Here is a 26,503-nt window from a genome sequence, read left to right on the forward strand (position 1 = left end):
TGCAGATGTCGCAATCCACACCTGGCCAGAAGGCCCTCACTCATTTCAAGATCACACCGCCGTGAACCCCGTCACCAACCTCCGTGGTCAGTACACCTAGCGCTTGCTGGGCTCCGCCTCGGCGAGCCAGTCGAGTTCGCCCTCGGGGGCGTACGCGGCGTAGGTCTCCTCCTCGCGCAGGCGGCGGGCGGAGCCGAGGACGAAGGCGTCCGGGGCGTGGTCGAGCACGCCCCCGGACGGGTCGTCGCTGCCGTCCCAGCGGACCGGGTCGCGCTCCGGCTGGAGGATGTCGCGGACCACCAGGTAGCAGAGGTACAGCGTGCCGACCAGGTGGACGACGATCGCCAGGTGGTACCAGTCCTGGCCGATGCCGTGCTGCTTGGAGTCGCCGGAGTAGGCCAGGTACGACCAGACGCCGAGGAAGTACAGCACCTCGCAGGCCTGCCAGATCAGGAAGTCCCGCCAGCGCGGCCGGGCCAGCGCGGCGAGCGGGATCAGCCAGAGCACGTACTGCGGCGAGTAGACCTTGTTGGTGAGCACGAAGGCGGCGACCACCAGGAAGGCCAGCTGGGCGAAGCGCGGCCGGCGCGGGGCGCTGACGGCCAGCCAGCCGACGCCCAGGCAGCACAGCACCAGCAGGGCGCCGATCCAGGTGTTGAGGGTCTCCAGCTGCTTGCCGCGGTCCTGCATCAGGATCAGCCAGAAGGAACCGAAGTCCTCCTTGCGGGTCTGGCTGAAGGTGTAGAAGGTCGACCAGCCCTTCCAGTTGGCCATCATGATCGGCAGGTCGACCAGCAGCCAGGCGCCGACCGCGCCGCCGGCCGCCTGGAAGAAGGCCCGCCACTTGCCGGCGCGCCAGCACAGCACCAGGAGCGGGCCGAGCAGCAGGACGGGGTAGAGCTTCGCGGCGGTGGCCAGGCCGATGAACACGCCGGCCCAGACCGGGCGGGAGCCGGACCAGTAGGCCATCGCGACGGCGCACAGCGCGACCGCCAGCAGGTCCCAGTTGATGGTGGAGTCCAGCGCCAGGCAGGGGGCCAGGGCGAACAGCAGCGCGTCCCAGGGGCGGCGGCGGTGGATCCGGGAGAGCGCCACCACGGTGACCACCGCGCAGATCATCAGCATCCCGGCGTTGACCATCCAGAACCACTGCTCGCGGTCCTGCACGGTGCCGTTGGGCGTGGTGAGCCAGGCGGCGACCTGCATGAAGAGGCCGGTGAGCACCGGGTACTCGAGGTACTGCATGTCCGGCGAGGGCTGCGGCAGCTGGTCCAGGTACGGGTGCAGCCCGGTGGCGAAGCCGCGGCCCGAGAACAGGTGCGGGATGTCGCTGTAGCAGGCGTGCGTGTACTGGGTGGTGGCGCCGTGGAACCAGCCGTCCTCGTAGCAGGGCGCCTTCTGGGCGAGGCCCAGCACGAAGGTCACGATGACGACCAGGACCAGGAACTTGGCGGGCGTCCACCAGCTCACGCCGAGCAGGGCGCGCCGTCCGGGCGGGCCGCCGAACAGCTCGCTGCCTGCGGCGGAGACCGGGTCCTCGTCCGCGGGGACGACCACGGTGTTGGGCAGCGGTCCCTCGCTCGGCCCCTCGGTCGGCCCGTTGGCGGGCCCGGGGGTCTCGTCACGCGTGCTCGACGTCATGGCGCACATCCTGCCGCACCGCTCCCCCGCCGAGCGAGCCCCTGACCCGAGTCGGCCCCGAGTGGCACAGACCACTCGACCGCGCGGAGGCGGGAACGGCCGAGGGCGGCCCCTCCCTTCCGGGAGGAACCGCCCTCGGTGGCACCGCTACTGTCCGGCTCCGCCGGCCGGCGGTGAGGCGGTGGTGGTGTCGGTCGGGCTGGGTGTCTTGGTGGGGGTGGGCTTTCCGCCGCCACCGCCGGGGGACCGGCTGGGCGGGCAGAGTCCGAGCAGGCAGCTCTGCGAGGAGCTGGGACTGGGGCTGGTGCTCGGGCTCGGTCCGCTGCTGGCGCTCGGGCTGGCCTCGGCCGTGGCGCTCGGCGTGGCGCTCGGCGAGGCCGAGTCGGACGGGGAGGCCGACGGGCTGACCGGGGCTCCGGAGGAGTCGACCTTCTCACCGAACGGCTCGGAGACCGGGAACTCCTTCGGCTGGCCCGGGCCGACCACCTTCATGTAACGGGTGAAGATGTCGGCGGGGAAGTCACCACCGTGGATCTCGCTCTTGCCCGCGGTGCCGTCCAGCGAGAGCAGACCGGGCTTGCCCGGCTCCTCACGCCACATACCGACCGAGGTGGCCAGGCTCGGCGTGTAGCCGACCCACCAGGCCGAGGTGCCGGCGTCGGTGGTACCGGTCTTGCCGGCCACCGGGAAGCCGAGCTCCCGGGTCTTGCTGCCGGTACCGTTCTTCGCCACGTTCTGCAGCACGTCGGTGATGGTGTCGGCGACCGGCTGGTCCAGCGCGGTCTTCGCCTGGGGCTTGGTGAACTGCGGCAGCTCCTTGCCCTTCTCGATCACCTTGGCCACCGAGTACGGGTCGGTCTGCTGGCCGCGGGCGGCGAACACCGAGTATGCCGAGGCCATCCGGATCGCGCTCGGGGTCGAGGTGCCGAGCGGGAAGGTGAGGGTCGAGGACGGCGCCAGGCTCTCCTTGCGCAGACCCAACTTGATCACCATGTCCTCGACGTTCTTGCCGCCGACGTCCTGGCCGAGCTGCACGAACGGCACGTTGTACGAGTACTGCATGGCCGTCTTCAGCGAGACGTAGCCCTTCTTGCCCGGGCTGCTGTTGCGCTGCTTGTACGGCTTGCCGTCGTCGCCCATGACGGGCGTGCCGTCCTTCTTGTAGATCTGCGCCATGTCGTCCGCCAGGTACAGCGACTCGGGGCTGATCCGGGCCGGCTTGCCGTCCTCGCCCTGCTTGGTGAGCACGCCGGTCTGCATGGCGGTCGCCAGGACCAGCGGCTTGAAGGTCGAGCCGACCGGGATGCCGGTGCCGTCGGCGTTGTTGGTGTAGTGCCCGTTCTCGATGCCGGCACCGCCGTAGATCGCCACGATCGCGCCGTCGTTCGGGACCACCGAGGCGGCGCCGATCTGGACGAACTTGTCCTCGTTGCGCTTGTCCGGCTTCAGCGTCTGCGACTGGAACTCGTCCACGGCCTTCTTCAGCGACTCCACCTTGTCCTTCTGGAAGGTGGTGTAGATGCTGTAGCCGCCGCGGTCGATGGAGGCCTGCGGAATGCCCTTGGCCGCCAGGTACTTGTTGGCGGTCTCGACGAGGTAGTAGACCTCGCCGTTCATGTTCGCCGAGGCCTTCTGCTTGATCGGCTCCGGGAAGTCGGCGCACTTGGCGCGCTGGTCGGCGGTGAGCGCCTTGGTGATCACCATCCGGTCCAGGATCCACTTCCAGCGGTCCACGGCGCGCTGGTGGTTGGCCGTGATCGACGGGTCGTAGAGGGCCGCGCCCTTGAGCAGGCCGGCCAGCATGGCGCCCTGACAGGCGTTCAGGTCCTTGGCGTCCACGCCGTAGTAGGCCTGGGCCGCGGCCTGGATGCCGGTGGCGCCGCGGCCGTACCAGGCGGTGTTCAGGTAGCCGGTGAGGATCTGGTCCTTGGTCTGGTCACCGTTGATCTTCAGGGTGATGAAGAACTCCTTCACCTTGCGGGTGAGGGTCTGGTCCTGGCTCAGATAGGCGTTCTTCACGTACTGCTGGGTGATGGTCGAGCCGCCCTGGGTCTCGCCGCCGGTCGCCATCTTGTAGACGGCGCGGCCGATGCCCTTCGGGTCGATGCCGCTGTCGCTGCGGAAGGTCTCGTTCTCCGCCGCGATCACCGCGTCCTGGGCCTCCCGGCTGATCGCCGAGAGCTCGACCAGCTGACGGTTGGTGTCGCCCTTGCGGGTCATCTCCGAACCGTCGGCCCAGTAGTAGATGTTGTTCTGATCGTGGATGAAGTCCTTCGGGTCCGGCACCGGCGTCATCGCGTACGCCGCACCGACCGCGGCCACGCCGCCGCCGAAGAAGATCAGGAACAGGCTGAGGACCTGCTTCCACGAGGGCACCCAGCGCCGGAAGCCGGCCTTGCCGAACCGCGGGTAGTCGATGAGGCGCTTCTTGCCGGGCCGACCGCCGCGGCCGGCCGGAGCGGTGCCCGCGCCGCGGCGTCCGCCGCCACCGGCACCCGAACCGTCACCGGCGCCACCGCCCTTGCGACCCTGCTTGCGCATCTCGGCCCGGGTCATCCGGGGCTGCTGGGCGGTCTCCCGCGCACCGCGTCGGATGCCCTCCGAGCGCAGCTCGTCGCGGTTCTGGCCGCGGCCGTAGCTGGGAGCACCCTCCACCGGGGTGCCGTAGGCGTACGGATGCCCGCTGTCAGGCCCGTGGCCCGGGGGCTGCTCGCCGCCCGGGTTGTTCGGCCTCCGCCGCTGTCCGCTCATCTCTCAGCCACTCCTCGGTACCCGCAGGTGGTCCTCGTGCACACGCGACAGCGTACGCATCCCTGAAACCGCACCAATCGGGCATCCACGACAAAGGCTCACAGACCGACGCCCGATCATTACACGCCCGTTGCCGAACACCTTGTGATCACCTTCACGCGTGCCCCCCTTGCCCGTTCCGTTACCCGGGTTTACTGTTCTCGATATATCGAGCCGATACATCGGCGCGACACATCGCTTCGGCATACTGCGGAGAAGGGAGGCGGACGGCATGAGCAGACGCTCCGGCGTTCTGGAATTCGCCGTCCTCGGCCTGCTCCACGACGCGCCGATGCACGGATACGAGCTGCGCAAGCGGCTCAACGTCCTGCTGGGCTCGTTCCGGGCCTTCTCCTACGGCACGCTCTACCCCTGCCTGAAGAGCCTGGTCGCCCAGGGTTTCCTGGTCGAGGACAACCCGGACGTCGAGTACGTCCCGGCCACCGCGCTCAACGGCAAGCGGTCGAAGATCGTCTACCGGCTCTCCCCGGAGGGCAAGGAGCGCTTCGAGGAGCTGCTGGCCGACTCCGGTCCGGAGGCCTGGGAGGACGAGCACTTCGGTGTCCGTTTCGCCTTCTTCGGTCAGACCGACCGGGCCGTCCGGATGCGCGTCCTGGAAGGACGCCGCAGCCGGCTGGAGGAGCGGCTGGAGCGGATGCGCAGCTCGATCGCCCGCACCCGCGAACGGTTCGACGACTACACGCTGGAACTCCAGCGCCATGGTCTGGAATCGGTGGAGCGCGAGGTCCGCTGGCTCAACGAGCTGATCGAGACCGAGCGGGCCACCCGGACGGCGCGCGCCTCGGATCCGCCGGGGCACGACCAACCGGGGCGCTCCGGCACGGAGCACTGAACCTGCGCGTCGGCCCCGTGCCCGCAGCAGGTGAGGGCGCTCCGCGCGCCCGTCAGACAGTCAGAACAGATGTTGAACGAGGAACCACCACACCACGGTGGACCTCATGAGATTCAGGGAGCAACCGGAATGGGTTCGGTTCGCGTAGCCATCGTCGGCGTGGGCAACTGCGCCGCCTCGCTGGTGCAGGGTGTCGAGTACTACAAGGACGCCGACCCGGCCGGTAAGGTCCCGGGCCTGATGCACGTGCAGTTCGGCGACTACCACGTCAGCGACGTGGAGTTCGTCGCCGCCTTCGACGTCGACGCCAAGAAGGTCGGCTTCGACCTGGCCGACGCCATCGGCAACAGCGAGAACAACACCATCAAGATCTGCGACGTGCCGCCGACCGGCGTCACCGTGCAGCGCGGCCACACCCTCGACGGCCTGGGCAAGTACTACCTGGAGACCATCGAGGAGTCCGACGAGGCTCCGGTCGACGTCGTCCAGGTCCTGAAGGACCAGCAGGTCGACGTCCTGGTCTGCTACCTGCCGGTGGGCTCCGAGGCCGCCGCCAAGTTCTACGCCCAGTGCGCCATCGACGCCAAGGTCGCCTTCGTGAACGCCCTCCCGGTGTTCATCGCCGGCACCAAGGAGTGGGCGGACAAGTTCACCGAGGCCGGCGTGCCGATCGTCGGTGACGACATCAAGTCCCAGGTCGGCGCCACCATCACGCACCGCGTGATGGCGAAGCTCTTCGAGGACCGCGGTGTCATCCTCGAGCGCACCATGCAGCTGAACGTCGGCGGCAACATGGACTTCAAGAACATGCTCGAGCGCGAGCGCCTGGAGTCCAAGAAGATCTCCAAGACCCAGGCCGTCACCTCGCAGATCCGCGACCGTGAGCTGGGCGCCAAGAACGTCCACATCGGCCCGTCCGACTACGTCGCGTGGCTCGACGACCGCAAGTGGGCGTACGTCCGCCTCGAGGGCCGCGCGTTCGGCGACGTCCCGCTGAACCTCGAGTACAAGCTCGAGGTCTGGGACTCCCCGAACTCGGCCGGTGTCATCATCGACGCCGTGCGCGCCGCGAAGATCGCCAAGGACCGCGGCATCGGTGGCCCGATCCTGTCGGCGTCCTCGTACTTCATGAAGTCCCCGCCGGTGCAGTACTTCGACGACGAGGCCAAGGAGAACGTCGAGAAGTTCATCCGCGGCGAGGTCGAGCGCTGAGCTTGACGCTCTCGTGCTGATCGGGGCCCCGACCGTCAGGTCGGGGCCCCCTTCCGTTGGCCGATGTTTCACGTGAAACATGCACCGGGCGTGGCACCCTTGGCGGGTGATCACCGAACGGGCACCTGAAGGGACCGGCCTGCGCGCGCTGCTGCGCGGCCAGGACTTCCGTCGGCTGCTGGCCGTCCGGATGCTCTCCCAACTCTCCGACGGCGTCTTCCAGGTCTCGCTGGCGGTCTTCGCGATCTTCTCCCCGGAGAAGCAGTCCTCCCCCGCCGACATCGCCGCCGTCCTGGCCGTGATGCTGCTGCCGTTCTCGGTGATCGGCCCGTTCGCTGGCGTGATGCTCGACCGCTGGCGCCGCCGCCAGGTGCTGCTCTTCGGCAACCTGGCCAGGTTCGGACTGGGCCTGGTCACCGCCGCCCTGCTGCTGGGCAAGGCCCCCGAGTGGCTGTTCCTCACCGCCGCACTGCTGGTCACCGCGCTCAACCGGTTCATCCTGGCGGGCCTCTCCGCCGCCCTCCCCCTGGTGGTCCGCCCGGTCGAACTGGTCACCGCCAACGCGGTCTCCCCCACCCTGGGCACCGTCGCGGCCGCCGGCGGCGCCGGCATCGGCTTCCTGGTCCACCAGGTACTGCCCACCGGCCAGCGGACCGACGCCCTGCTGGTCACCGTCGCCGCCCTGCTCTACCTCTCCGCCGCACTCGCCGCCCAGCGGATCGACCGCGACCTGCTGGGACCGGAACTCCACCCCGACCGGCCGGCGCTGCGCGAGGCGCTCGCCAGTGCCTGGCGCGGACTGCTCGCCGGCGTGCGCCACCTGGTCAGGGACTGCCGGCCCGCGGTGCACGCGCTGGCCGCCGTCACCGTGGCCCGGTTCTGCTACGGCGTCCTGATCGTCATGGTGCTGCTGCTCTCCCGGTACACCTTCAACAGCGGCACCGACGTCGACGGCGGGCTCGCCAGCTTCGGCCAGGCCGTCGTCTTCTCCGCCGTCGGCTTCTTCCTCGCCGCCGTGATCAGCCCCTGGTCCACCCGACGGCTCGGCCTGGCGGGCTGGATGACGACCTGTCTGGCCTCCGCCGCGCTCTTCGTCCCCGCGCTCGGACTGGCCTTCGCCGAGGTCCCGACCATGCTCGCCGCGCTGCTGCTCGGGGTGGTCACTCAGGGCACCAAGATCTGCGCCGACACCCTGGTCCAGGAGTCCGTCGAGGACGAGTACCGGGGCCGCGTCTTCGCCATCTACGACGTGCTGTTCAACGTCTCCTTCGTGGCCGCGGCCGGCGTCACCGCCGTCGTCCTGCCGCTCGACGGGCGCTCCGCGGCGGTCGTCCTCGGCGTCGCCGGGGTGTACGCGCTCGGTGCGCTGCTCTACTTCCGTTGGGCACGCCGCAAGTGAGCCGGCACCAGGGCTGACCGGCCGGAAGACCCCCGGGACGGAAACCGGGTGACGCGCCGTCTTCGGCTACCGATAGCATCTGCGCGCCTCACCAAACGTCTCAATCGGGGGAAATCTCATGTCCACGCCGCCCCAGTCGCCCTACGGCGCCACCCCGCCGCCCGCGCCCAACCCGTACGCCACCGGCGCCCCGGTCCCGCCGCAGCCCGGCTACGGCGCGACCCCGCCGCAGGCACCGCCGCCGCTCGCGTACGGCGTGCCCGGCCAGGCCGACCCGCAGCAGCAGGCCTACGGCGCCATGCCCGGCCAGGCCTTCGGCCAGCCGGCGCCCGGCTTCGGCGGGATGCCGCAGCCCGGGTACGGCCCCTCCTGCCGCTTCTGCGGCGGCATGCCGGCAGTGGACGCCACGATCCGCGGCCACCAGGGCCTGATCGTGATCATGAAGTTCCTGAAGCTCCAGGGCCCGTTCTGCCGCACCTGCGGCATCGCCGCGCACCGCGACATGACCGCCAAGAGCCTGCTGCAGGGCTGGTGGGGCATCGGCTCGGCGATCATCAACCCGATCACCATGCTGATCAACCTGCCGCAGCGCGCGAAGATCAACAAGCTGCCGGAGCCCGCCCCGGGCGCCCCCGGCATGCCGATGAACCCCGGCAAGCCGCTGCTCCAGCGCCCGGCCGCGCTCGGCTTCCTGCTCCCGATCATCGCGCTGGTCGTGATCATCACCGCCGCCGTCAACGCGCCCACTCCGCCGCGCTACGCCGGCGTCGGCGACTGCGTCCACAACCGCCACGTCTCGACGTCCGACACCGGCGACAGCAACCCGGACGTGGTGGTCCTGCCCTGCAGCGACCCCAAGGCCGAGGCCCGGATCGTCGGCAAGGTCGACGGCACCGCCGACGCCAAGACCGCGTGCAAGAAGTTCGCCGAGGCGGACGGCTACTACACCGAGGAGCAGGGCAGCCGGAAGTACACCCTCTGCCTGCACTTCACCAAGTAACCCCGCAGCACCGCCCGGGCCCGCCGCTCCCCCACGGGGACGCGGCGGGCCCGCGGCGTTCGGTCACTGCTGCTCCGCCCACCACTCCCGCAGGGCGGCGACGGCCGCGTCGTGGTCCATCGGGCCGTGCTCCAGACGGAGTTCCAGGAGGTGCTTGTACGCCTTGCCGACCTGCGGGCTCGGCTTGAGGCCGAGGATCTGCATGATCTCGTTGCCGTCGAGCGCGGGGCGGATCGAGTCGAGCTCCTCCTGCGCCTTGAGCTTCTCGATCCGGTCCTCGAGCGAGTCGTAGGTGCGGGCGAGCGCCGCCGCCTTCTTCCGGTTGCGCGTGGTGCAGTCGGAGCGGGTCAGCTTGTGCAGGCGCTCCAGCAGCGGACCGGCGTCGGTCACGTAGCGGCGGACCGCGGAGTCGGTCCACTCGCCCCCGCCGTAGCCGTGGAAGCGCAGGTGCAGTTCGACCAGCCGGGAGACCTCCTCGACCATCTCCTTGGAGTACTTGAGGTCGCGCATCCGCTTGCGGGTCATCTTGGCGCCGACCACCTCGTGGTGGTGGAAGGAGACTCGGCCGTCGGCCTCGAAGCGGCGGGTCCGCGGCTTGCCGATGTCGTGGAGCAGCGCGGCCAGCCGCAGCACCAGGTCGGGCCCGTCGGTCTCCAGGGCGATGGCCTGCTCCAGGACGGTGAGCGAGTGCTCGTAGACGTCCTTGTGCCGGTGGTGCTCGTCGGTCTCCAGCTTCAGCGCGGGCAGCTCGGGCAGCACGTGGTCGGCGAGACCGGTGTCCACCAGCAGCCGCAGGCCCTTCACCGGGTGGGCGGCCAGCAGCAGCTTGTTGAGCTCGGCCTGGACCCGCTCGGCGGAGACGATGGTGATCCGCTCGGCCATCGCGGTCATCGCCTCGACCACGTCCGGCGCCGGGTCGAAGTCCAGCTGGGCGGCGAAACGGGCGGCGCGCATCATCCGCAGCGGGTCGTCCGAGAAGGACTCCTCCGGAGTGGCGGGGGTGCGCAGCACCCGCGCCTCCAGGTCCTCCAGGCCTCGGTGCGGGTCGACGAAGCCGCGCCCCGGCAGGTCGACGGCCATCGCGTTGACGGTGAAGTCCCGGCGCACCAGGTCCTGCTCGATGGTGTCGCCGTAGGTCACCTCGGGCTTGCGCGAGGTGCGGTCGTACGCCTCGCAGCGGTACGTGGTGATCTCGATCAGGAAGGAGCCGTCCTCGGTGTCCTTGCGCGCGCCGACGGTGCCGAAGGCGATGCCCACGTCCCAGACCGCGTCCGCCCAGCCCTTGACCAGCTTGAGGACCTGCTCCGGCCGGGCGTCGGTGGTGAAGTCGAGGTCGTTGCCGAGCCGGCCCAGCAGGGCGTCCCGGACCGAGCCGCCGACCAGCGCCAGGCGGTGGCCCGCGGCCTGGAAGCGGGTCGCGATCTCGTCGGCGACCGGGGAGACCCGCAGCAGCTCCTGGAGGCCGAGGGTCTGCGCCTCGGTCAGCCCCGGGAGGGCCGCCGGGCCGGCGGCGGTGGAATGATTGGCGCTGGACGCGTTGGCAGTGGACACGGCTCACAAGGGTACGTGCCCGGCCTCCCCCGCCGCTTTCGTGTTTCCCTCCCCGCGGGTGCCCGGCCGCACCACCCGGGCCACCCGGTCAGCTCCGGGCCCGCAACACTGCGGGCCCGGCAACGTCGTTACCATGCCGGGGGACGCTCCCTCGGGGGCCCGGTGTGCGCCGCGGGCGACCCGCGGCGGTGCGTGAAGTGATCGAACACGATCGAGAACGGCGAGGACGCGTGGACGAGCGGACCGGGCGGAGCGTTGGAAGGCGCGTGCTTCGCGGACGGCGCACGGCGGTCAGGGCCGCCGCCGTACTGCTGGCGGGCGGGCTGATCACGGCCGCCGCCACCCCGGCGCTGGCCCTCCCCGACCTGGTGGTCACCGCCTCCCCCGACTTCCCGGCCCAGGTGGAGATCACCTCGGTCACCCCGCGGACCGCCGACGGCGGCAGCGTCACCATCACCGGGAAGATCACCAACTCCGGCCGGTCCACCCTGAAGTCGCCGACGGTCGCGGTCCGCGCCCCGTACCAGTCGCGCCCGCTGAAGACCCGTAGTGACCTCAACCTGGTCGCCACCCGCACCGCGCCGGTCACCCAGGACGGCACCGACCTGCCGCACCCGACCCAGGACCTCGGCGACCTCGAACCCGGCCGGAGCGCGACCTTCACGCTCCCCTCCGTCGCGGTGGCGGACCTGGAGATCAAGTCCGCAGGCGTGTACGAGCTCGCGGTGGACGTCCGCGGCACCACCGACGGGCAGAAGGCCCACTCGGTCGGCATCGGCCGGACCTTCCTGCCCCACCAGAGCGGCTCCACCGCCAAGCCGACCCAGCTCTCGGTGGTCTGGCCGATCACCCACAGCCCGGACCTGGTCGCCCAGACCATGCCCGACAACGACCAGATGCCGGTGCTGCGCGACGACAGCCTGGTCGGCGAGCTCGTCGGCGGCCGGCTGGACCAGCTGGTCACCATCGGCGCCGACCTGCCCGGCCTGACCTGGGTGATCGACCCGGACCTGCTGGACACCGTGTACGCGATGACCAAGCCCTACCGGGTGCAGAAGCCGGGCACCGGCGGCGAGTCCGCGCGCGAGGACAACACCGTCCCCGGCACCGGCAAGGACGCCGCCACCGCGTGGCTGGCCAAGCTCCGCACCGCCGTCGCCAAGGCCGGCGACCAGGTCGTCTCGCTGCCCTACGCCGACCCCGACCTGGCCTCGATCGCGCACAACGGCGCCGGGCTGAACGGCATGGACACCGCGCTGCGCAAGGCGTCGACCGCCGGCCAGGTCACCGCCGAGGGCCGGCTCGCGGTCGACGTGAAGTCGAACGTGGCCTGGCCGTACCAGGGCTGGCTGGACAAGGCGACCGCGGCCACCGCCGGCACCGCCGGCGGCCAGCTGCTGCTGGTGAACGGCGACAGCATGCCCGAGTCCCGGGACCTCACCTACACCCCGTCCGCCGCCCGTCCGGTCGGCAACGGGCAGACCGCGGTGGTCGCCGACCCGACCGTCTCCGCGCTGTTCCAGGGCGACCTGGCCACCGACACCGCCCGCACCGGCGCGGTGCAGCGCTTCCTCGCCGAGACCATGATGATCACCGGGCAGGAGCCGGAGCACCAGCGCACCCTGCTGGTGCTGCCGCCGCGCTCGCTGACCACCGGCACCGCCACCGCCCTGCACGACGCCGTGCTGGGCGCCAGGAGCGGCGGCTGGATCGCCCCCGTGAACCTGGAGGCGGTCGCCACCGCCGCCGCCGACCCGTCGGCCAACACCGCCGTGCCGGACGGCTACTCGCGCGAGCTGGCCGGCTCCGAGCTGTCCGCCGGTGAGCTGGCCGACACCATGGCCGTCCAGGACGGCCTGGACCAGCTGATGGTGATCCTCACCCAGCCGCAGCGGGTGCGCGGCCCGTTCAGCGCGGCGATGGTCCGCTCGATGTCCACCCAGTGGCGCGACCAGCCGAAGGCCGGCTCGCAGTACCGGGTCGGCGTGCACAACTACCTGGACGGGCTGAGGGCCGCGGTCAAGGTGCCGAGCAAGGCCACCGTCACGCTCCCAGGTGACAACGCGACCCTGCTGGTCAGTGTGAAGAACGACCTCACCCAGGCGGTCGGCAACCTGGAGCTGCGGCTCACCTCCAGCCAGCTCAACCGCCTCAACGTCGGCGACAAGCAGCCCGTGGTGCTCGACGCCATGACCAGCCGCACCTTCCGCTTCCCCGCCGAGGCCCAGGTCAACGGCCCGGTCCAGGTGACCGCCCAGCTGTGGACCACCGGCCCCGACGCGCAGAAGTACGGCGCCCCGGTCACCTTCACCGTCGAGGTCACCTCGGTGTCCAGCGGCGTCTGGTACGTGATCGGCGGCGGCCTGGTGCTGATGGTGCTGGCCGGCCTGCGGTTCACCCTGCAGCGCCGCAAGCGCGCCGCGAACGGCGAGGCGGACGAGGATCCCGAGCGCCCGGTGGACGCCCCGACCGCGGAGGACAGCGACGGACCGGCCGCCGACCCGCAGGCGTCGGTTGACCCCGATCGGGTCGCCGGTGATGAGAAGGTGGATCACTGAGGCTGCCCCAGCCCGGGCGCCCCACCTTCTAGCCCTGGATTGGTGGCATGAACGAGCGGAGTGAGCGACCGGCTCAGGACGACTGGTACGTGGCCGACACCTACGCCCGCGACCCGTACGCCGACGAGGTGTTCGAGGACAGCACCGGGCCCGACCCGTACGGCCGGGCCGCCGCCGTCACCGACGTCACGGAGGAGCCCGCCGCCGCGGTCCCGGGCCAGGCGGACCGCGCCCCGGACGCCACGCTCCACCTGACCGCCCCCGCCGCCCGCTGGGCCGGCGTCACCTCTCCCGCCGAGCCCGCCGCCCCGGCCCCGGCCCCGGCCGCGGCGACCGCGCCGGAGCACCCCGCGGAGCACCCCGACGCCCGCTGGTCGGTCCCCGAGGAGCCGGTCGAGTACGTCGGCGTCGACACCCTGCTCAGCGCCACCCCGGCCACCGCCCCCGGCACGGCCGCCGGGACCGGGACCGGAGCCGGGGCCGAGCCGCCCGCCGACGGCCACCCGTACGTCCCGCCGATCGAGTTCGACCCGCCGCTGTCCGAGGAGGAGGCGCTGATCCAGGCCACCGCCGCGGTGGCCGAGGCCAACGCCGCCGCCGACGACGGCACCCCGCGGCCGCCCGCCGAGCCCACCGGCGGCGGTGGCGGCGGCCGGGTCGCGGGCCTGCTCAACTCCAGCGCCGTGATGGCCGCCGGCACCCTGGTCTCCCGCGGCACCGGCTTCCTGCGCACCATGGTGATCGCCGCCGCGATCGGCGTCGGCACCATGGGCGACTCGTACAACGCCGCCAACACGCTGCCCACCCTGCTGTACATCCTGATCGGCGGCGGCGCGCTGAACGCGGTCTTCGTGCCGCAGCTGGTGCGCGCCATGAAGAGCGACGAGGACGGCGGCACCGCCTACGCCAACCGGCTGCTCACCCTGGTGATGACGGGCCTGGCCGGCGTGGTCTTCGTCTCGGTGCTGGCCGCGCCGGTGCTGGTCCAGCTGATCTCGCACTCGCTGATGCGCGACCAGGCCAGCGCCGACACCACGGTCGCCCTCGCCCGCTACTGCCTGCCCACCATCTTCTTCATGGGCGTGCACGTGGTGATGGGCCAGATCCTCAACGCCCGCGGCCGGTTCGGCGCGATGATGTGGACGCCGGTCCTCAACAACATCGTGGTGATCTTCACCTTCGCGATGTACATCGCCGTCTACGGCACCTTCGAGAACAGCCAGGTCACCCCGGCGACCGTCACCCCCGAGGGCGTCCGGCTGCTCGGCATCGGCACCCTGCTCGGCCTCGCCGTCCAGGCCCTGTCGATGATCCCGTACCTGCGCGCCTCCGGGTTCCGCTTCCGGCCGCGCTTCGACTGGCGCGGCCACGGCCTCGGCAAGGCCGCCCGGCTGGCCAAGTGGACCTTCCTGTTCGTCCTCGCCAACCAGGCCGGGTACCTGGTGGTCACCCAGCTCGCCACCGCCTCCGGCCAGGCCGCCGAGGACAAGGGCTACCTGGGCGTCGGCCTCGCCGCCTACTCCAACGCCCTGCTGATCTGGCAGCTGCCGATGGCGGTGATCACCGTCTCGGTGATGAGCGCCGTCCTGCCCCGGCTCTCCCGCGCCGCCGCCGACCACGACTCCGGCGCCGTCCGTGACGACCTGTCGTACGGGCTGCGCACCTCCGCGGTGGCGATCGTCCCGGCCGCCTTCCTGTTCCTCGCGCTCGGCCCGGTGATCGGCTCGGCCATCTACGGCCTCGGCAACGGCGGCGCGGTCGCCCACGGCACCACCGCGGTCGGCTTCATGCTCTCCGCCTTCGCCCTCGGCCTGATCCCGTACTCCGTCCAGTACGTGCTGCTGCGCGGCTTCTACGCCTACGAGGACACCCGCACCCCGTTCTCCAACACCGTCTGGGTCGCCGCCAGCCAGGCCGGCACCGCGGTGCTCTGCTGGCTGGTGCTCCCCCCGCAGTGGGCTGTCACCGGAATGGCCCTGGGCTACGGACTCTCCTACGCGGTCGGCGTGGCCGTCGCCGTCCCCAAGTTGAAGGTCCGGATCGGCGGCCTGGACACCGCCCGGATCGCCAAGACCTACGTCCGCCTGGCCATCGCCTCGCTGCCCGCGGCCGCCGTCGGCGTGGTCGTCGAACTGCTGATGTGGAACCTGCTCGACGGCTGGTTGGGCAGCGTCCTCACCCTGCTGGTGGCGGGTGGCGCCCAGCTCGGCGTCTTCCTCCTGCTGGCCCGCCGGATGCGGATCGAGGAGCTCGGAGCCCTCACCTCGATGGTCCGCCGGCGCCTCGGACGCTGACCGGACGTCAACCGTTCTCCCGGATCCCCCGAATGTGCGTGATCACGCAACCACCCGGCCCCCTCATCGGTCGTACCAGGGGACGAGAAGTGGGCACAATTGACCTGGCACACTCGGGGCGATCCAAGGGGAGGCTGGACCACGGTGGCTGATGGCACCAAGGCGGTCGTCGACACGTCGGCGGCGGACGAGGCGGCGCTGGCCATGGCGGTCGACGAACCGTCGGACGACCTCGGCAGCGAGGCGGACGACGTCGCCGCACCCGCCGACGGACCGGGCACCGACCCGGCCGGCGCGACCGGCGACGGACCGGACGCCGAAGCCGGTGACGGACCGGACGACCGGCCGGACGACGACAGCCGGGACGACGCCGCGGGCGAGCCGGCGGAGGGCGAGCAGACGGAGGACGAGCCGGCGGAGGAGGAGTCCACCGCCCCGCTGTCCGCCGTGGAGATCGCCGCCGAACTCGCCGCCGGCGCCGCCGGCCGCAAGGCCAAGGCCGCGGCCGCGGCGAAGGCCAGGCGCACCGCCGGCCCGGAGCAGGACCGCACCCCGGCTGTCAGCACCGAGACGCTGGACGCCGACACCCACACCCTCCCTGTGGTGCGCCCCGCCCCGCTGCGGCACAGCGGCGACGTGATCTCCGGCCGCTACCGGCTGGAGGAGTGCATCTCGCAGTCCGAGTCCTTCAGCAGCTGGCGCGCCGTCGACGAGAAGCTCCGCCGCGCCGTCGGCGTCCACCTGCTGGCCGCCGGCCACCGCCGGGCCAAGGCCGTCCTGACCGCCGCCCGCTCCGCCGCGCTGCTGAACGACCCCCGTTTCGTCCAGGTCCTCGACGCCGTCCAGGAGGGCGACCTGGTCTACGTCATCCGCGAGTGGCTGCCCGGCGCCCAGGACCTCGCCGGCCTCCTCGCCGGCGGCCCGATGGAGCCCCACGACGCGTACCAGATGGTCCGCCAGGTCACCGACGCGATCACCGCCGCTCACCAGCGCGGCCAGGCGCACCTGCGGCTCACCCCCAAGTGCGTGCTGCGCACCGAGAGCGGCCAGTACCGGATCAACGGCATCGCGGTCGACGCCGCCCTGCGCGGCCTGTCCGCCGACGACGCCGAACGCACCGACGTCCGGGCGATCGGCGCCCTGCTGTACGCCGCGCTCACCCACCGGTGGCCCTTCCCCGAGGACCGCTACGACCTCCAGGGCCTGCCCAAGGACCTCGGCTGCGTCCCGCCGGACCAGGTCAAGGCCGGCGTCCACAAGGGCCTCTCCGAGCTGACCGCCCGGATCCTGTGCGACAACCCGCCCGGCCACAAGGAGCCCATCACCACCCCCGGGCAGCTGGCCAAGGCGATCGCCCTGATGCCGAAGATCCGCCAGCCCGAGCCGCCCGCCCCGCCCGCGCTGCGCCCGCTGCCCGCCACCGCCCCACCCCGGTACGCGGCCGGCCGGCCCACCCAGGTGCTGCCGCCCGTCGTCGAGCCGACCCTGCCGGCGCCGTCCCCGCGGCGCCGCCGCGGTCTGCGGACCGCCGGCAAGTGGACCGCCTCGGTCCTCGCCCTGGCCGCCATCGCGGTCGGCTCCTGGCAGCTGGTCGACCACCTGAACCACACCGACGCCTCGACCGGCGACCACGTCACCACCGGCCCGACCGCCGCCTCGCACAGCCCGCTGCCCGGACCGGTCGGCGCCAAGCTCACCATCACCAACCTCGCCCCGTTCAACGCCTACGGCGAGACCAAGGCCGAGCACGTCTCCGAGCTCCCGCTCGCCACCGACGGCAACCCGGCCACCGCCTGGAGCACCCAGAGCTACATCGACCCGTTCGGCACCGGCTACCGGCCCGGCACCGGTCTGCTGGTCGACCTGGGCAGCGAGCGGCCGGTCGGCTCGGTCGACCTCCAGTTCGTCGGCGACCACAAGGTCGAACTGCGTGCCGCCCCCGCCGGCACCACCGCGGCGCCCACCGCCGACGACGCCGGCTTCCGCAGCTTCGGCCCCGCCGTCGCCACCGGCTCCGGCGCCACGGTGACCCTCAAGCCCTCCGCCCCGGTCTCCACCCGGTACCTGCTGATCTGGCTCACCGGCGTCCCCACCGACCCCGAGGGCGGCTACCGCGGCAAGGTCGCCGAGATCCAGGTCAGGAGCTGACCCCGCGGCAGGACCGGTGCGGCGCGTCCCGCCCCACCGCGCCGGTCCGAACGGGCCGGTCCGGCCTCTTGATCCGGACCGCGCCATCCCCAACGATGTGACAGCGGCACCACGCCGCACCGAGCGGCGGCACGGCACGACCGCGTGGCGGCACGGCAGGACCGGAGGAGGCGGGGCATGGCGGACGAGGTCGGCGACGCCGAGCTGCTCGCCCGGCACGTGGCCGGCGACCCGGACGCCTTCGGCCGACTGGTCCACCGTCACCGGGACCGCCTCTGGGCGGTGGCCGTACGCACCCTCGGCGACCCCGAGGAGGCCGCCGACGCCCTCCAGGACGCCCTCGTCTCCGCGTTCCGGGGCGCCCACACCTTCCAGGGCCGATCGGCCGTCACGACCTGGCTGCACCGGATCGTCGTCAACGCCTGCCTCGACCGGGCCCGGCGCACCGCCGTCCGCCGCACCGGCTCGCTCGACCAGGACCCCCGCCCACTCGAAGGTGCCCTCGGCAGCGCCGAACCCGCCGACGCGCCCGTCGTCCGCGCCGAGCTCCGCGCCGAGGTGACCGCCGCGCTCGGTGCCCTCCCCGAAGACCAGCGGGCCGCCCTGGTCCTGGTCGACATGCAGGGCTACCCGGTTGCCGAGGCGTCGGCGATCCTCGGCGTCCCGGTCGGCACGGTGAAGAGCCGCTGCGCCCGCGGCCGGGCCCGGCTGCTGCCCCTGCTCCGGCACCTGCGCGCCCAGGCTCCGTCGGACGGCACCGAGCCGCGCGGCCCGGGCGATGTTTCACGTGAAACATCGCCCCCGCCGGGGAACCCGGACCGGCCCGCGTCCGTCCCATCCACGGGCCGCCCCCGGCCCACCGCCGACCTGGAAGGAGATGCGACCCCGCGATGACGCCGCACCCGCCTTCCCCCGGCCCCCACGACCACCCCGACCTGGACCTGATCGCCGACCTCGCCGAGGACCTGCTCCCCGCCGCGAGCGCCGACGAGCTGCGCGCCCACCTCGCCGAGTGCCCGGAGTGCGCCGACACCTTCGCCGCGCTCGCCGAGGTCTCCGAACTGCTCGGCGAGGTCGAGGCACCCCCGCTGCCCGACACCGTCGCCGCCCGGATCGACGCCGCCCTGGCCGCCGAGTCCGCCGCCCGCTCCGCCGTCACCCCCGGCGTCCCCGCCCCGGCCGGCCCCCACGGCGTCCTCGGCGGCGCCCAGGGGGCTCCCCCGCCGCGCCCGGCCCGGCCGTCCGCCGCCACCGGCCCGGGCCGCCCCGGCCGGCCCCGGCGACGCCGCACGGCCGCCCTGCTGCTGGGCACCGCCACCGCGCTGGCCGGAGTGCTCACCCTCGGCGGCCTCCTGCTCTCCCGCCAGGACACCACCGCGAGCACCGCCGCCTCCGACACCGGCGCCCACAAGCCCGCCGTCGCGGCCCAGCCCAGCGCCGGCGGCAACGGCGGCGGCGCGACCAAGGGCCTGCCCGAGTACCGCGCCGACAACCTGCCCGACCGGGTCCGCGAGCTGCTCGCCGCCCACGGCTCCTCGCCCAGGCTCGGCACCGAGAGCTCCGGCAGCGGCGCCGGCACCGTCACCGCACCGGGCTGCGTCACCGCCGCCACCGGCCACCCCGGCGACACGCCCCTCGCGACCGCCTCCGGCCGGTACGCGGGGCAGACCGTCACCGTGCTGCTCTTCCCGGCCGCCGACCGGGCCGGCCTGCTGGACGTCTACCTGGTCACCCCGGACTGCCCGGGCGCCACCGTGCTGCTGCGGGACACCGTCCCGGCGCCCTGACCGACCTGACGGCCCCGCGTCCGACCTGACATTCACCCGCTGAATCGTCCGCCGCGCGGGCGTCGCACGCCCACACTCCGAGCGACAGGTGCGCCGCGGCCTGGGAATGCGGGACACTGGTCAGTCGTTGTCCCGGGCGGCGGAGCAGACCGCCCTCCCCGCCACCGAGCGGGTCGCTATGCGAACCAGGAGATTCAGTGAGCGACGTCCGTAACGTGATCATCATCGGGTCCGGCCCGGCCGGCTACACCGCCGCTCTCTACACGGCGCGCGCCTCCCTGAAGCCGCTGGTCTTCGAGGGCGCCGTCACCGCCGGCGGTGCGCTGATGAACACCACCGAGGTCGAGAACTTCCCGGGCTTCCGCGACGGCATCATGGGCCCCGAGCTGATGGACAACATGCGGGCCCAGGCCGAGCGCTTCGGCGCCGAGCTGGTGCCGGACGACATCGTCGCCGTCGACCTCACCGGTGACATCAAGACCGTCACCGACTCCGAGGGCACCGTGCACCGCGCCCGCGCCGTGATCGTCACCACCGGCTCGCAGCACCGCAAGCTCGACCTGCCCCGCGAGGACGAGCTGTCCGGCCGCGGCGTGTCCTGGTGCGCCACCTGCGACGGCTTCTTCTTCCGCGACCAGGACATCGCGGTCGTCGGCGGCGGCGACACCGCCCTGGAGGAGGCGACCTTCCTCTCCCGCTTCGCCCGCTCGGTGACGGTCGTCCACCGCCGCGACTCGCTGCGCGCCTCCAAGGCGATGCAGGAGCGCGCCTTCGCCGACCCGAAGATCTCCTTCGCGTGGGACAGCGCGGTCGACGCCATCCACGGCGACCCGAAGCTGACCGGCGTGACCCTGCGCGACACCACCACTGGCGAGAAGCGCGAGCTGCCGGTCACCGGCCTGTTCATCGCGATCGGCCACGACCCGCGCACCGAGCTCTTCAAGGGCCAGCTGGAGCTGGACGCCGAGGGCTACCTCAAGGTCGACGCCCCCTCCACCCGGACCAACATCCCCGGCGTCTTCGGCGCCGGTGACGTGGTCGACCACACCTACCGCCAGGCGATCACCGCCTCCGGCACCGGCTGCGCCGCCGCGCTGGACGCCGAGCGCTACCTCGCCTCGCTGGCCGACCTGGAGTCCCAGGCCGCCGTCGTCGCGGTCTGACCCCGACAGCCCCATCCCCCCGGCAAGGTCAGAAACATAACCGCGCATCCGGTTGTTGTTCCTGACGAACCACCCCCTCGATCCCAAGGAGTTCCCGTGGCCGGCGCCACCAAAGAAGTGACCGACGCGACCTTCGACGCCGAGGTGCTCAAGAGCGACAAGCCCGTGCTGGTCGACTTCTGGGCCACCTGGTGCGGCCCGTGCCGCCAGGTCGCCCCGATCCTGGAGGAGATCGCGGCCGAGCACGGCGACAAGCTGACCATCGCCAAGCTCGACGTGGACGCCAACCAGCAGACCGCCGCGGCGTACAACGTCATCTCCATCCCGACGCTGAACGTGTACCAGAACGGCGAGCTGGTGAAGACCATCACCGGTGCCCGCCCGAAGGCCGCGCTGCTGCGCGAGCTCGCCGAGTACATCTAGTCGCACCGCATCGACAGACGGCGGCGGCCCCCGGACCACACCGGGGGCCGCCGCCGTTTCACGTGAAACACCCACCGCGGACGCCGCTCAGAACGGCCGCAGCGCCGGCTCCTTACGCCGCCCGCCGAGCAGCCGCTCCAGCGCGCCCTCCACGTCGCCGCGCCAGCTGAGCGTGGTCCGCGCCTCCAGCCGCAGCCGCGGATAGCGGTGGTGCGGCCGCACCGTCTTGAAGCCCACCGCCAGCAGGTGCTCGGCCGGCAGCACGCAGCTCGGGATCTCCCGCCCGACCGCGCCGAACGCCTCGATCGCCCGGAAGCCCCGCCCGATCAGGTCCTTGGCCACCGACTGCACCAGCACCCGGCCCAGCCCCTGCCCCTGGAAGTCCGGCAGCAGCCTGCTGACCATCAGCTGCACCGCGTCCGGCGCGATCGGACTGGTCGGGAAGGACTGCGACCTCGGCACGTACGCCGGCGGCGCGTACAGCACGAATCCCGCCGGCCTGCCGTCCACGTACGCCACCCGCCCGCAGGACCCCCAGTCCAGCAGCACCGCCGAGACCCAGCCCTCCTTCTCCAGCTCGGCCTTGCCGGACTCCACCGCGGCCCGGCCGCTCACCGGGTCCAACTCCCAGAACACGCACGATCGGCAGGTGTTCGGAAGGTCCGCGAGGTTGTCCAGCGTCAACGGCACGATCTTCCGCCCCACGCCCCGCACCTCCTCCTCCGCGTCGGACTCCAGTCTGCGCCGGACAGCAGAACGGGTGCACGTTTCACGTGAAACATGCACCCGTCCTGACGTGATCGGGCCTCAGCCCTGGGAGAGCCGCAGCCCTTCCTCCCCCGGCGCGAGGCTGTCCAGGATCCGGTTCAGGTCGTCCACGGAGGCGAACTCCAGGACCACCTTGCCCTTGCCGATCTTCCCGCCGCGCTGCGACACCTCGACCTTGACCCGGGTGTCGAACCGGTCCGAGAGCCGGCCCGCCAGCTCGTTGAAGGCCGGCGACACGATCTTCCCGGCCTTCGGCGCGGCGGCCTTCCGCGGCTGGTCGTCCTCACGGTTCATCAGCTGGACGATCTCCTCGGTGGTGCGCACCGAGAGGCCCTCCGCGACGATCCGCAGCGCCAGCGCGTCCTGCTTCTCCGGGTCCGTGATGCCGAGCAGCGCCCGGGCGTGGCCCGCGCTCAGGACCGAGGCGGCCACCCGGCGCTGCACCGCCGGCGAGAGCTTCAGCAGCCGCAGGGTGTTGGACACGTGCGACCGGGACCGGCCGATCCGGTCGGCCAGCTCGTCGTGGGTGCAGGAGAAGTCGCGCAGCAGCTGGTCGTACGCGGCCGCCTCCTCCAGCGGGTTCAGCTCGGCGCGGTGCAGGTTCTCCAGCAGCGCGTCCAGCAGCAGCTTGTCGTCCTCGGTCGCCCGGACGATCGCGGGGATCAGCTCCAGGCCGGCCTCCCGGGAGGCCCGCCAGCGCCGCTCGCCCATGATCAGCTCGTAGCGGTCGGCGCCGGTCTGCCGGACCACCACCGGCTGCAGCAGGCCCACCTCCTTGATGGAGGCGACCAGCTCGGCCAGCTTGTCCCCGTCGAACACCTCGCGCGGCTGGCGCGGGTTCGGCGAGATCGAGTCCAGCGGCAGCTCGGCGAACCGGGCACCGTCGACCGGCGCCAGCGTCTCCTCCAGCACGCTGCGCGGGGCGCTCTCCCCCGCCAGCTCCCGCAGGCTCTCGGCGGCCGCCTTGGCCGCCACCGTGCCCCGGTCGGCCGGCAGCACCGGCACCGCGGCCGGCGGGACCGGACCGGCGGACCGGGGCTGCGTCACCGCCGGAGCGGGCGCCCCCTGGGCCGGCGGGACGGCCGGGATCAGCGCCCCGAGCCCACGTCCCAGACCTCTGCGCGGTGCACTCACCGGTTGCCCTCCATCGTCGTGCTGCCCTGCTCTGCCTTCGGCGGCGCCGCGTGCCGGCCGCCACTGCGCTGCGGCCCGACCGTGCCGGCCGGGGCGCCCTCGGCGCCACGCAGCGCCAGCTCCCGGGCCGCCTCCAGGTAGGACAGCGCACCGCTGGAACCCGGATCGTACGTCAGCACGGTCTGCCCGTAGCTGGGGGCCTCCGAGATCCGGACCGAGCGCGGGATCGCGGTCCGCAGCACCTCGTTCTCGAAGTGGGTGCGGACCTCCTCGGCGACCTGGGCGGCCAGCCGGGTCCGGGCGTCGTACATGGTGAGCAGGATGGTGGAGACGTGCAGCACCGGGTTGAGGTGCGCGCGCACCAGCTCCACGTTGCGCAGCAGCTGCCCCAGGCCCTCCAGCGCGTAGTACTCGCACTGGATCGGGATCAGCACCTCGGCACCGGCCACCAGCGCGTTGACGGTCAGCAGGCCGAGCGAGGGCGGGCAGTCGATCAGGATGTAGTCCAGCGGCTGCTCGTACGCGGCGATCGCGCGCTGCAGCCGGCTCTCCCGGGCCACCAGGGAGACCAGCTCGATCTCGGCGCCCGCCAGGTCGATGGTGGCCGGGCAGCAGAACAGCCCCTCCACGTCGACCACCGGCTGCACCACGTCGGCCAGCGGCTTGCCCTCCACCAGCACGTCGTAGATCGACGGCACCTCGGCGTGGTGGTCGATGCCGAGCGCGGTGGAGGCATTGCCCTGCGGGTCCAGGTCGATCACCAGCACCCGCAACCCGTGCATGGCCAGCGAGGCGGCCATGTTGACGGTGGTGGTGGTCTTGCCCACCCCGCCCTTCTGGTTGGCGACCACCATCACCCGGGTCGAGGCGGGCCTGGGCAGCGCCTCACCCGTCCGTCCCGCAACCTGCACCGCCGCCTGGGCGGCGCGGGCGATGGGCGTGTCATCGACCTGAGCGACGATCTCCGAGTCCTGCATGGGGGTCAGTGTTTCACGTGAAACCGGAGGGTCAACAGTCGCCGTCCGGGCGCGGCCGAGGATTCCCGTGAGCAGAAAGGGACGTTTCACGTGAAACACGATGCCCGGAATGTCGCAAATCTGATGGACCGACACACCGGGAAAGGCTCAGCGGCGGCGCCGTCCCCCGCTCCGAGCAGCACCTTCGCCACCCTTGCCGCCCCGCCCGGCCCGGGCCGCCCTGGCCCGCCGAGTGGCGGCCTTCACACCACCGGGGCTCTCCCCGGCCTCCACCCGCACCACCCGGGTCGAGGTCTCCAGCACTCCCTCGCCCACCGACAGCACCGAAGAATTCACCGCACCCAGCCGGGTCAGCGCCGCCCGCGACTCCGCCAGCTCCTGCTCCGCGGTGTCCCCCTTGAGCGCCAGCATCTGCCCGTACGGACGCAGCAGCGGCATCCCCCAGCCCGCCAGCCGGTCCAGCGGAGCCACCGCCCGCGCGGTCACCACGTCCACCGCCAGCTTGCCGACCGTCTCCTCGGCCCGGCCGCGCAGCACCGTCACGTTGTCCAGGCCCAGCTCCCGGACCACCTCCTCCAGGAAGGTGGTCCGCCGCAGCAGCGGCTCCAGCAGCGTCACCGACACGTCCGGCCGGGCCAGTGCCACCGGGATGCCCGGCAGACCCGCACCCGAGCCCACGTCGCACAGCGAGACGTTCGGCGGCAGCAACTCGGCGAGGACCGCACAGTTCAGCACGTGCCGGTCCCACAGCCGGGGCACCTCGCGCGGACCGATCAGACCCCGCTGCACGCCCGCCGTCGCCAGCAACTCGGTGTAGCGCACGGCCATCGGCAGGCGATCCCCGAAGATCTCCCCAGCCACCGCCGGAGCCTCGGCCAGGCCCTCCACCGGCCCACCCTCGGCCGGAACCCCGGCCGCCACGCCGTCCCTGTCCATCTCTGCCTCTCCGCTCACCGTCGTATCCACCCGCAGTACCAGCACTGTTTCACGTGAAACGTCCCACCGCGCAAAGGAGACGACCCCGCCCGCGCAAAGCGGACGGGGTCGGTCACCAGACCGCCACCGGCATCAGGCCGGAAGCACGACCACGCAACGCTGGGGCTCCTCGCCCTCCGACTCGCTCCGCAGCCCCGCCGCCGCCACGGCGTCGTGCACCACCTTGCGCTCGAACGGGGTCATCGGCCGCAGCTTGACCTGCTCGCCGCTCTTGCGGACCTGCTCGGCCGCCTCGGCGCCCAGCGAGGCCAGCTCGGCCCGCTTGCGCGCACGGAAGCCCGCCACGTCCAGCATGAGGCGGCTGCGCTCACCGGTCTCCCGGTGCACAGCCAACCGGGTCAGCTCCTGCAGAGCCTCCAGCACCTCGCCGTCGTGCCCCACCAGACGCTGCAGCGTCCGGTCGTTTCCTTCGCTGACGATGGACACCAGGGCACGGTCGCCCTCGACGTCCATGTCGATGTCACCGTCGAGGTCCGCGATGTCCAGCAGACCCTCCAGGTAGTCGGCGGCGATGTCACCCTCGCGCTCCAGACGCGCCAGGGTGCCCTCCGCGGAGGGCGCGTCGACGGCGGAGGTGGTGCCTTCCGTCACAGGGGGACTCCTTCAGGGATGGGCCCTCGGGTGGGGCCGGGTACAAGGACCTGGAGAGGCCCGGTCAGGACTTCTTCTTCGGCCGCTGGCCGCCGCGCTTGGGCTGCTGCCGCTGCCCCTGCCGGGCGGCCGGCTTCGCCGCACCGGACGGACCTGAGCCACCGCTCGCCTGCCCGGCCGGCTCGGCGGTGTCCTCGTGCTCCTCGGGCGCCGCGTCCTGCGGCTCGGCCTTGGTCAGCGAGGTCGGCTGGTGGCCACCGGTCGCCTGCCGCTGCGCCTTGCTCTGCTTGCGCGGCTGCTGCCGGCGGACGTGCACGCTCTCCTCGACCACGGCGTCCGCGGAGGCCGACGAGGAGGAACCGCGGGAGAACATCGCCGCCAGGCCGGCCTTCTGGACCGAACCGTCCGGGTTGATCCGGCCCGCCTTGCGCAGCCGATCCTGGCGCTCGGCGAAGGCCTTGCTGCCCGGCGTCGGGTTGTTGCGGATGACGATCAGCTGCTGGCCCATCGACCACACGTTGGTGGTCAGCCAGTAGACGAGCACACCGACCGGGAAGTTGATGCCCATCACGGCGAACATGATCGGGAAGACGTACATCAGCATCTTCTGCTGCTGCATGAACGGCGTCTTCACCGTCAGGTCGACGTTCTTGGTCATCAGCTGGCGCTGGGTGATGAACTGCGACAGCGACATCATGATGATCATGATCGCGACGACGATCTTGACCTGGAGATCGTCCGACCCCAGGAAGGTCGCCGACAGCGGAGCACCGAAGATGTGCGCCTGCTTGGCGCTGTCCAGCAGCTGCTCGTTGATGACGCCGATCGGCTTGTCATTGGCGACCGAGGCCAGCACACCGTAGAGCGCAGTGAAGAACGGCGCCTGAACGAGAATCGGAAGGCAGCTGGAGAACGGGTTGGTACCCGCCTCCTTGTACAGCTTCATCATCTCTTCGGACTGGCGCTGCTTGTCGTTCTTGTAGCGCTCCTGGATGGCCTTCATCTTCGGCTGGATCGCCTGCATGGCCCGGGTCGCCTTGATCTGCTTCACGAAGAGCGGGATCAGGCAGATCCGGATGACGACCACCATCATCACGATGGACAGGCCCCAGGCCCAACCGCCGTCCGGGTCGAAGACGTGGCTGAACAGCGAGTGGAACTGGACGATGATCCAGGACACTGCCGTGTAGAGGGGACTCAGAAAACCGAAGGTCACCG

The 26,503-nt window shown here is 72.0% G+C and carries 20 protein-coding genes; 11 read left to right on the forward strand and 9 right to left on the reverse strand.

The window, feature by feature from the left end; all coding sequences use genetic code 11:
* Positions 1–96 precede the first annotated feature (96 nt).
* Both ACGFX4_RS34435 and ACGFX4_RS34440 read right to left on the reverse strand, forming a co-directional pair.
* A complete protein-coding gene (locus ACGFX4_RS34435) occupies positions 97–1,650 on the reverse strand; it encodes a glycosyltransferase family 87 protein (protein WP_393083141.1) in 1,554 nt (517 codons plus the stop codon).
* Between the two features lie 138 nt (positions 1,651–1,788).
* On the reverse strand, positions 1,789–4,392 hold the full coding sequence (locus tag ACGFX4_RS34440) for a transglycosylase domain-containing protein (RefSeq protein ID WP_393083144.1): 2,604 nt from the start codon (positions 4,390–4,392) through the stop codon (positions 1,789–1,791).
* Positions 4,393–4,663: 271 nt separating this feature from the next.
* Here ACGFX4_RS34440 and ACGFX4_RS34445 point away from each other — a divergent pair, with 271 nt between their 5' ends.
* The 4 genes from ACGFX4_RS34445 (at position 4,664) to ACGFX4_RS34460 (ending at position 8,895) form a co-directional block, all read left to right on the forward strand.
* Positions 4,664–5,284: a PadR family transcriptional regulator gene (locus ACGFX4_RS34445; RefSeq protein WP_393083147.1), complete on the forward strand. Its 621-nt coding sequence runs from the start codon at positions 4,664–4,666 to the stop codon at positions 5,282–5,284.
* Between the two features lie 129 nt (positions 5,285–5,413).
* Positions 5,414–6,496, forward strand: coding sequence for an inositol-3-phosphate synthase (locus tag ACGFX4_RS34450; protein ID WP_393083150.1), 1,083 nt, complete (start codon positions 5,414–5,416; stop codon positions 6,494–6,496).
* A gap of 106 nt (positions 6,497–6,602) precedes the next feature.
* Positions 6,603–7,895: an MFS transporter gene (locus ACGFX4_RS34455; protein ID WP_393083152.1), complete on the forward strand. Its 1,293-nt coding sequence runs from the start codon at positions 6,603–6,605 to the stop codon at positions 7,893–7,895.
* 118 nt (positions 7,896–8,013) lie between these two features.
* A complete protein-coding gene (locus tag ACGFX4_RS34460; protein WP_393083155.1) occupies positions 8,014–8,895 on the forward strand; it encodes a hypothetical protein in 882 nt (293 codons plus the stop codon).
* A 63-nt stretch (positions 8,896–8,958) separates the two neighbouring features.
* On the opposite strand, the gene ACGFX4_RS34465 is transcribed toward ACGFX4_RS34460, so the two are convergent.
* Positions 8,959–10,380: a CCA tRNA nucleotidyltransferase gene (locus ACGFX4_RS34465; RefSeq protein WP_393083261.1), complete on the reverse strand. Its 1,422-nt coding sequence runs from the start codon at positions 10,378–10,380 to the stop codon at positions 8,959–8,961.
* A gap of 332 nt (positions 10,381–10,712) precedes the next feature.
* On the opposite strand from ACGFX4_RS34465, the gene ACGFX4_RS34470 reads away from it, so the two are divergent.
* From ACGFX4_RS34470 to trxA, 7 genes are all read left to right on the forward strand, one after another.
* Positions 10,713–13,004 (forward strand): DUF6049 family protein, encoded by a 2,292-nt coding sequence (locus tag ACGFX4_RS34470; RefSeq protein ID WP_393083158.1) that lies wholly within the window; start codon positions 10,713–10,715, stop codon positions 13,002–13,004.
* Between the two features lie 47 nt (positions 13,005–13,051).
* The gene (gene murJ / locus ACGFX4_RS34475) at positions 13,052–15,298 is read left to right on the forward strand and encodes a murein biosynthesis integral membrane protein MurJ (protein WP_393083161.1); all 2,247 of its coding nucleotides are present in this window, start codon (positions 13,052–13,054) and stop codon (positions 15,296–15,298) included.
* Between the two features lie 144 nt (positions 15,299–15,442).
* Complete coding sequence (locus tag ACGFX4_RS34480; protein WP_393083165.1) at positions 15,443–17,446, forward strand: protein kinase family protein; 2,004 nt, start codon at positions 15,443–15,445, stop codon at positions 17,444–17,446.
* Between the two features lie 177 nt (positions 17,447–17,623).
* A complete protein-coding gene (gene sigM / locus ACGFX4_RS34485; RefSeq protein ID WP_393083168.1) occupies positions 17,624–18,340 on the forward strand; it encodes an RNA polymerase sigma factor SigM in 717 nt (238 codons plus the stop codon).
* Entirely contained in the window at positions 18,337–19,233 is an 897-nt protein-coding gene (locus tag ACGFX4_RS34490; RefSeq protein ID WP_393083171.1) for an anti-sigma factor family protein, read from the forward strand. The genes sigM and ACGFX4_RS34490 overlap by 4 nt, the downstream gene beginning before the upstream one ends.
* Before the next feature lie 197 nt (positions 19,234–19,430).
* Positions 19,431–20,396: a thioredoxin-disulfide reductase gene (gene trxB, locus ACGFX4_RS34495; RefSeq protein WP_345698175.1), complete on the forward strand. Its 966-nt coding sequence runs from the start codon at positions 19,431–19,433 to the stop codon at positions 20,394–20,396.
* Positions 20,397–20,492: 96 nt separating this feature from the next.
* Complete coding sequence (trxA, locus tag ACGFX4_RS34500; protein WP_345698176.1) at positions 20,493–20,819, forward strand: thioredoxin; 327 nt, start codon at positions 20,493–20,495, stop codon at positions 20,817–20,819.
* A gap of 87 nt (positions 20,820–20,906) precedes the next feature.
* Here the strand turns inward: trxA and ACGFX4_RS34505 are convergent, their stop codons facing one another.
* From ACGFX4_RS34505 to yidC, 6 genes are all read right to left on the reverse strand, one after another.
* Positions 20,907–21,524 carry a GNAT family N-acetyltransferase gene (locus ACGFX4_RS34505; RefSeq protein WP_393083176.1) on the reverse strand — a complete coding sequence of 206 codons (618 nt, stop codon included), beginning with the start codon at positions 21,522–21,524 and terminating at the stop codon, positions 20,907–20,909.
* A 102-nt stretch (positions 21,525–21,626) separates the two neighbouring features.
* Positions 21,627–22,721 (reverse strand): ParB/RepB/Spo0J family partition protein, encoded by a 1,095-nt coding sequence (locus tag ACGFX4_RS34510; protein WP_393083179.1) that lies wholly within the window; start codon positions 22,719–22,721, stop codon positions 21,627–21,629.
* Positions 22,718–23,698, reverse strand: coding sequence for a ParA family protein (locus ACGFX4_RS34515; protein ID WP_393083182.1), 981 nt, complete (start codon positions 23,696–23,698; stop codon positions 22,718–22,720). The genes ACGFX4_RS34510 and ACGFX4_RS34515 overlap by 4 nt, the downstream gene beginning before the upstream one ends.
* Positions 23,699–23,845: 147 nt before the next feature.
* Positions 23,846–24,634, reverse strand: coding sequence for a 16S rRNA (guanine(527)-N(7))-methyltransferase RsmG (rsmG, locus tag ACGFX4_RS34520; protein WP_345698180.1), 789 nt, complete (start codon positions 24,632–24,634; stop codon positions 23,846–23,848).
* Between the two features lie 132 nt (positions 24,635–24,766).
* Complete coding sequence (locus ACGFX4_RS34525) at positions 24,767–25,285, reverse strand: R3H domain-containing nucleic acid-binding protein (RefSeq protein ID WP_345698181.1); 519 nt, start codon at positions 25,283–25,285, stop codon at positions 24,767–24,769.
* A gap of 64 nt (positions 25,286–25,349) precedes the next feature.
* A complete protein-coding gene (gene yidC, locus ACGFX4_RS34530; RefSeq protein ID WP_393083185.1) occupies positions 25,350–26,501 on the reverse strand; it encodes a membrane protein insertase YidC in 1,152 nt (383 codons plus the stop codon).
* Positions 26,502–26,503 lie beyond the last annotated feature (2 nt).

The sequence above is a fragment of the Kitasatospora sp. NPDC048365 genome (assembly GCF_043200835.1).
In the GTDB taxonomy this organism is placed as follows: Bacteria; Actinomycetota; Actinomycetes; order Streptomycetales; family Streptomycetaceae; genus Kitasatospora; species Kitasatospora terrestris.

What these genes read in the sequence shown, in the direction of transcription:
- ACGFX4_RS34435 (WP_393083141.1), bottom strand. Translation starts at nt 1,650, where the DNA reads ATGTGCGCCATGACGTCGAGCACGCGTGACGAGACCCCCGGGCCCGCC.
- ACGFX4_RS34440 (WP_393083144.1), bottom strand. Translation starts at nt 4,392, where the DNA reads ATGAGCGGACAGCGGCGGAGGCCGAACAACCCGGGCGGCGAGCAGCCC.
- ACGFX4_RS34445 (WP_393083147.1), top strand. Translation starts at nt 4,664, where the DNA reads ATGAGCAGACGCTCCGGCGTTCTGGAATTCGCCGTCCTCGGCCTGCTC.
- ACGFX4_RS34450 (WP_393083150.1), top strand. Translation starts at nt 5,414, where the DNA reads ATGGGTTCGGTTCGCGTAGCCATCGTCGGCGTGGGCAACTGCGCCGCC.
- ACGFX4_RS34460 (WP_393083155.1), top strand. Translation starts at nt 8,014, where the DNA reads ATGTCCACGCCGCCCCAGTCGCCCTACGGCGCCACCCCGCCGCCCGCG.
- murJ (WP_393083161.1), top strand. Translation starts at nt 13,052, where the DNA reads ATGAACGAGCGGAGTGAGCGACCGGCTCAGGACGACTGGTACGTGGCC.
- sigM (WP_393083168.1), top strand. Translation starts at nt 17,624, where the DNA reads ATGGCGGACGAGGTCGGCGACGCCGAGCTGCTCGCCCGGCACGTGGCC.
- ACGFX4_RS34490 (WP_393083171.1), top strand. Translation starts at nt 18,337, where the DNA reads ATGACGCCGCACCCGCCTTCCCCCGGCCCCCACGACCACCCCGACCTG.
- ACGFX4_RS34515 (WP_393083182.1), bottom strand. Translation starts at nt 23,698, where the DNA reads ATGCAGGACTCGGAGATCGTCGCTCAGGTCGATGACACGCCCATCGCC.
- rsmG (WP_345698180.1), bottom strand. Translation starts at nt 24,634, where the DNA reads ATGGACAGGGACGGCGTGGCGGCCGGGGTTCCGGCCGAGGGTGGGCCG.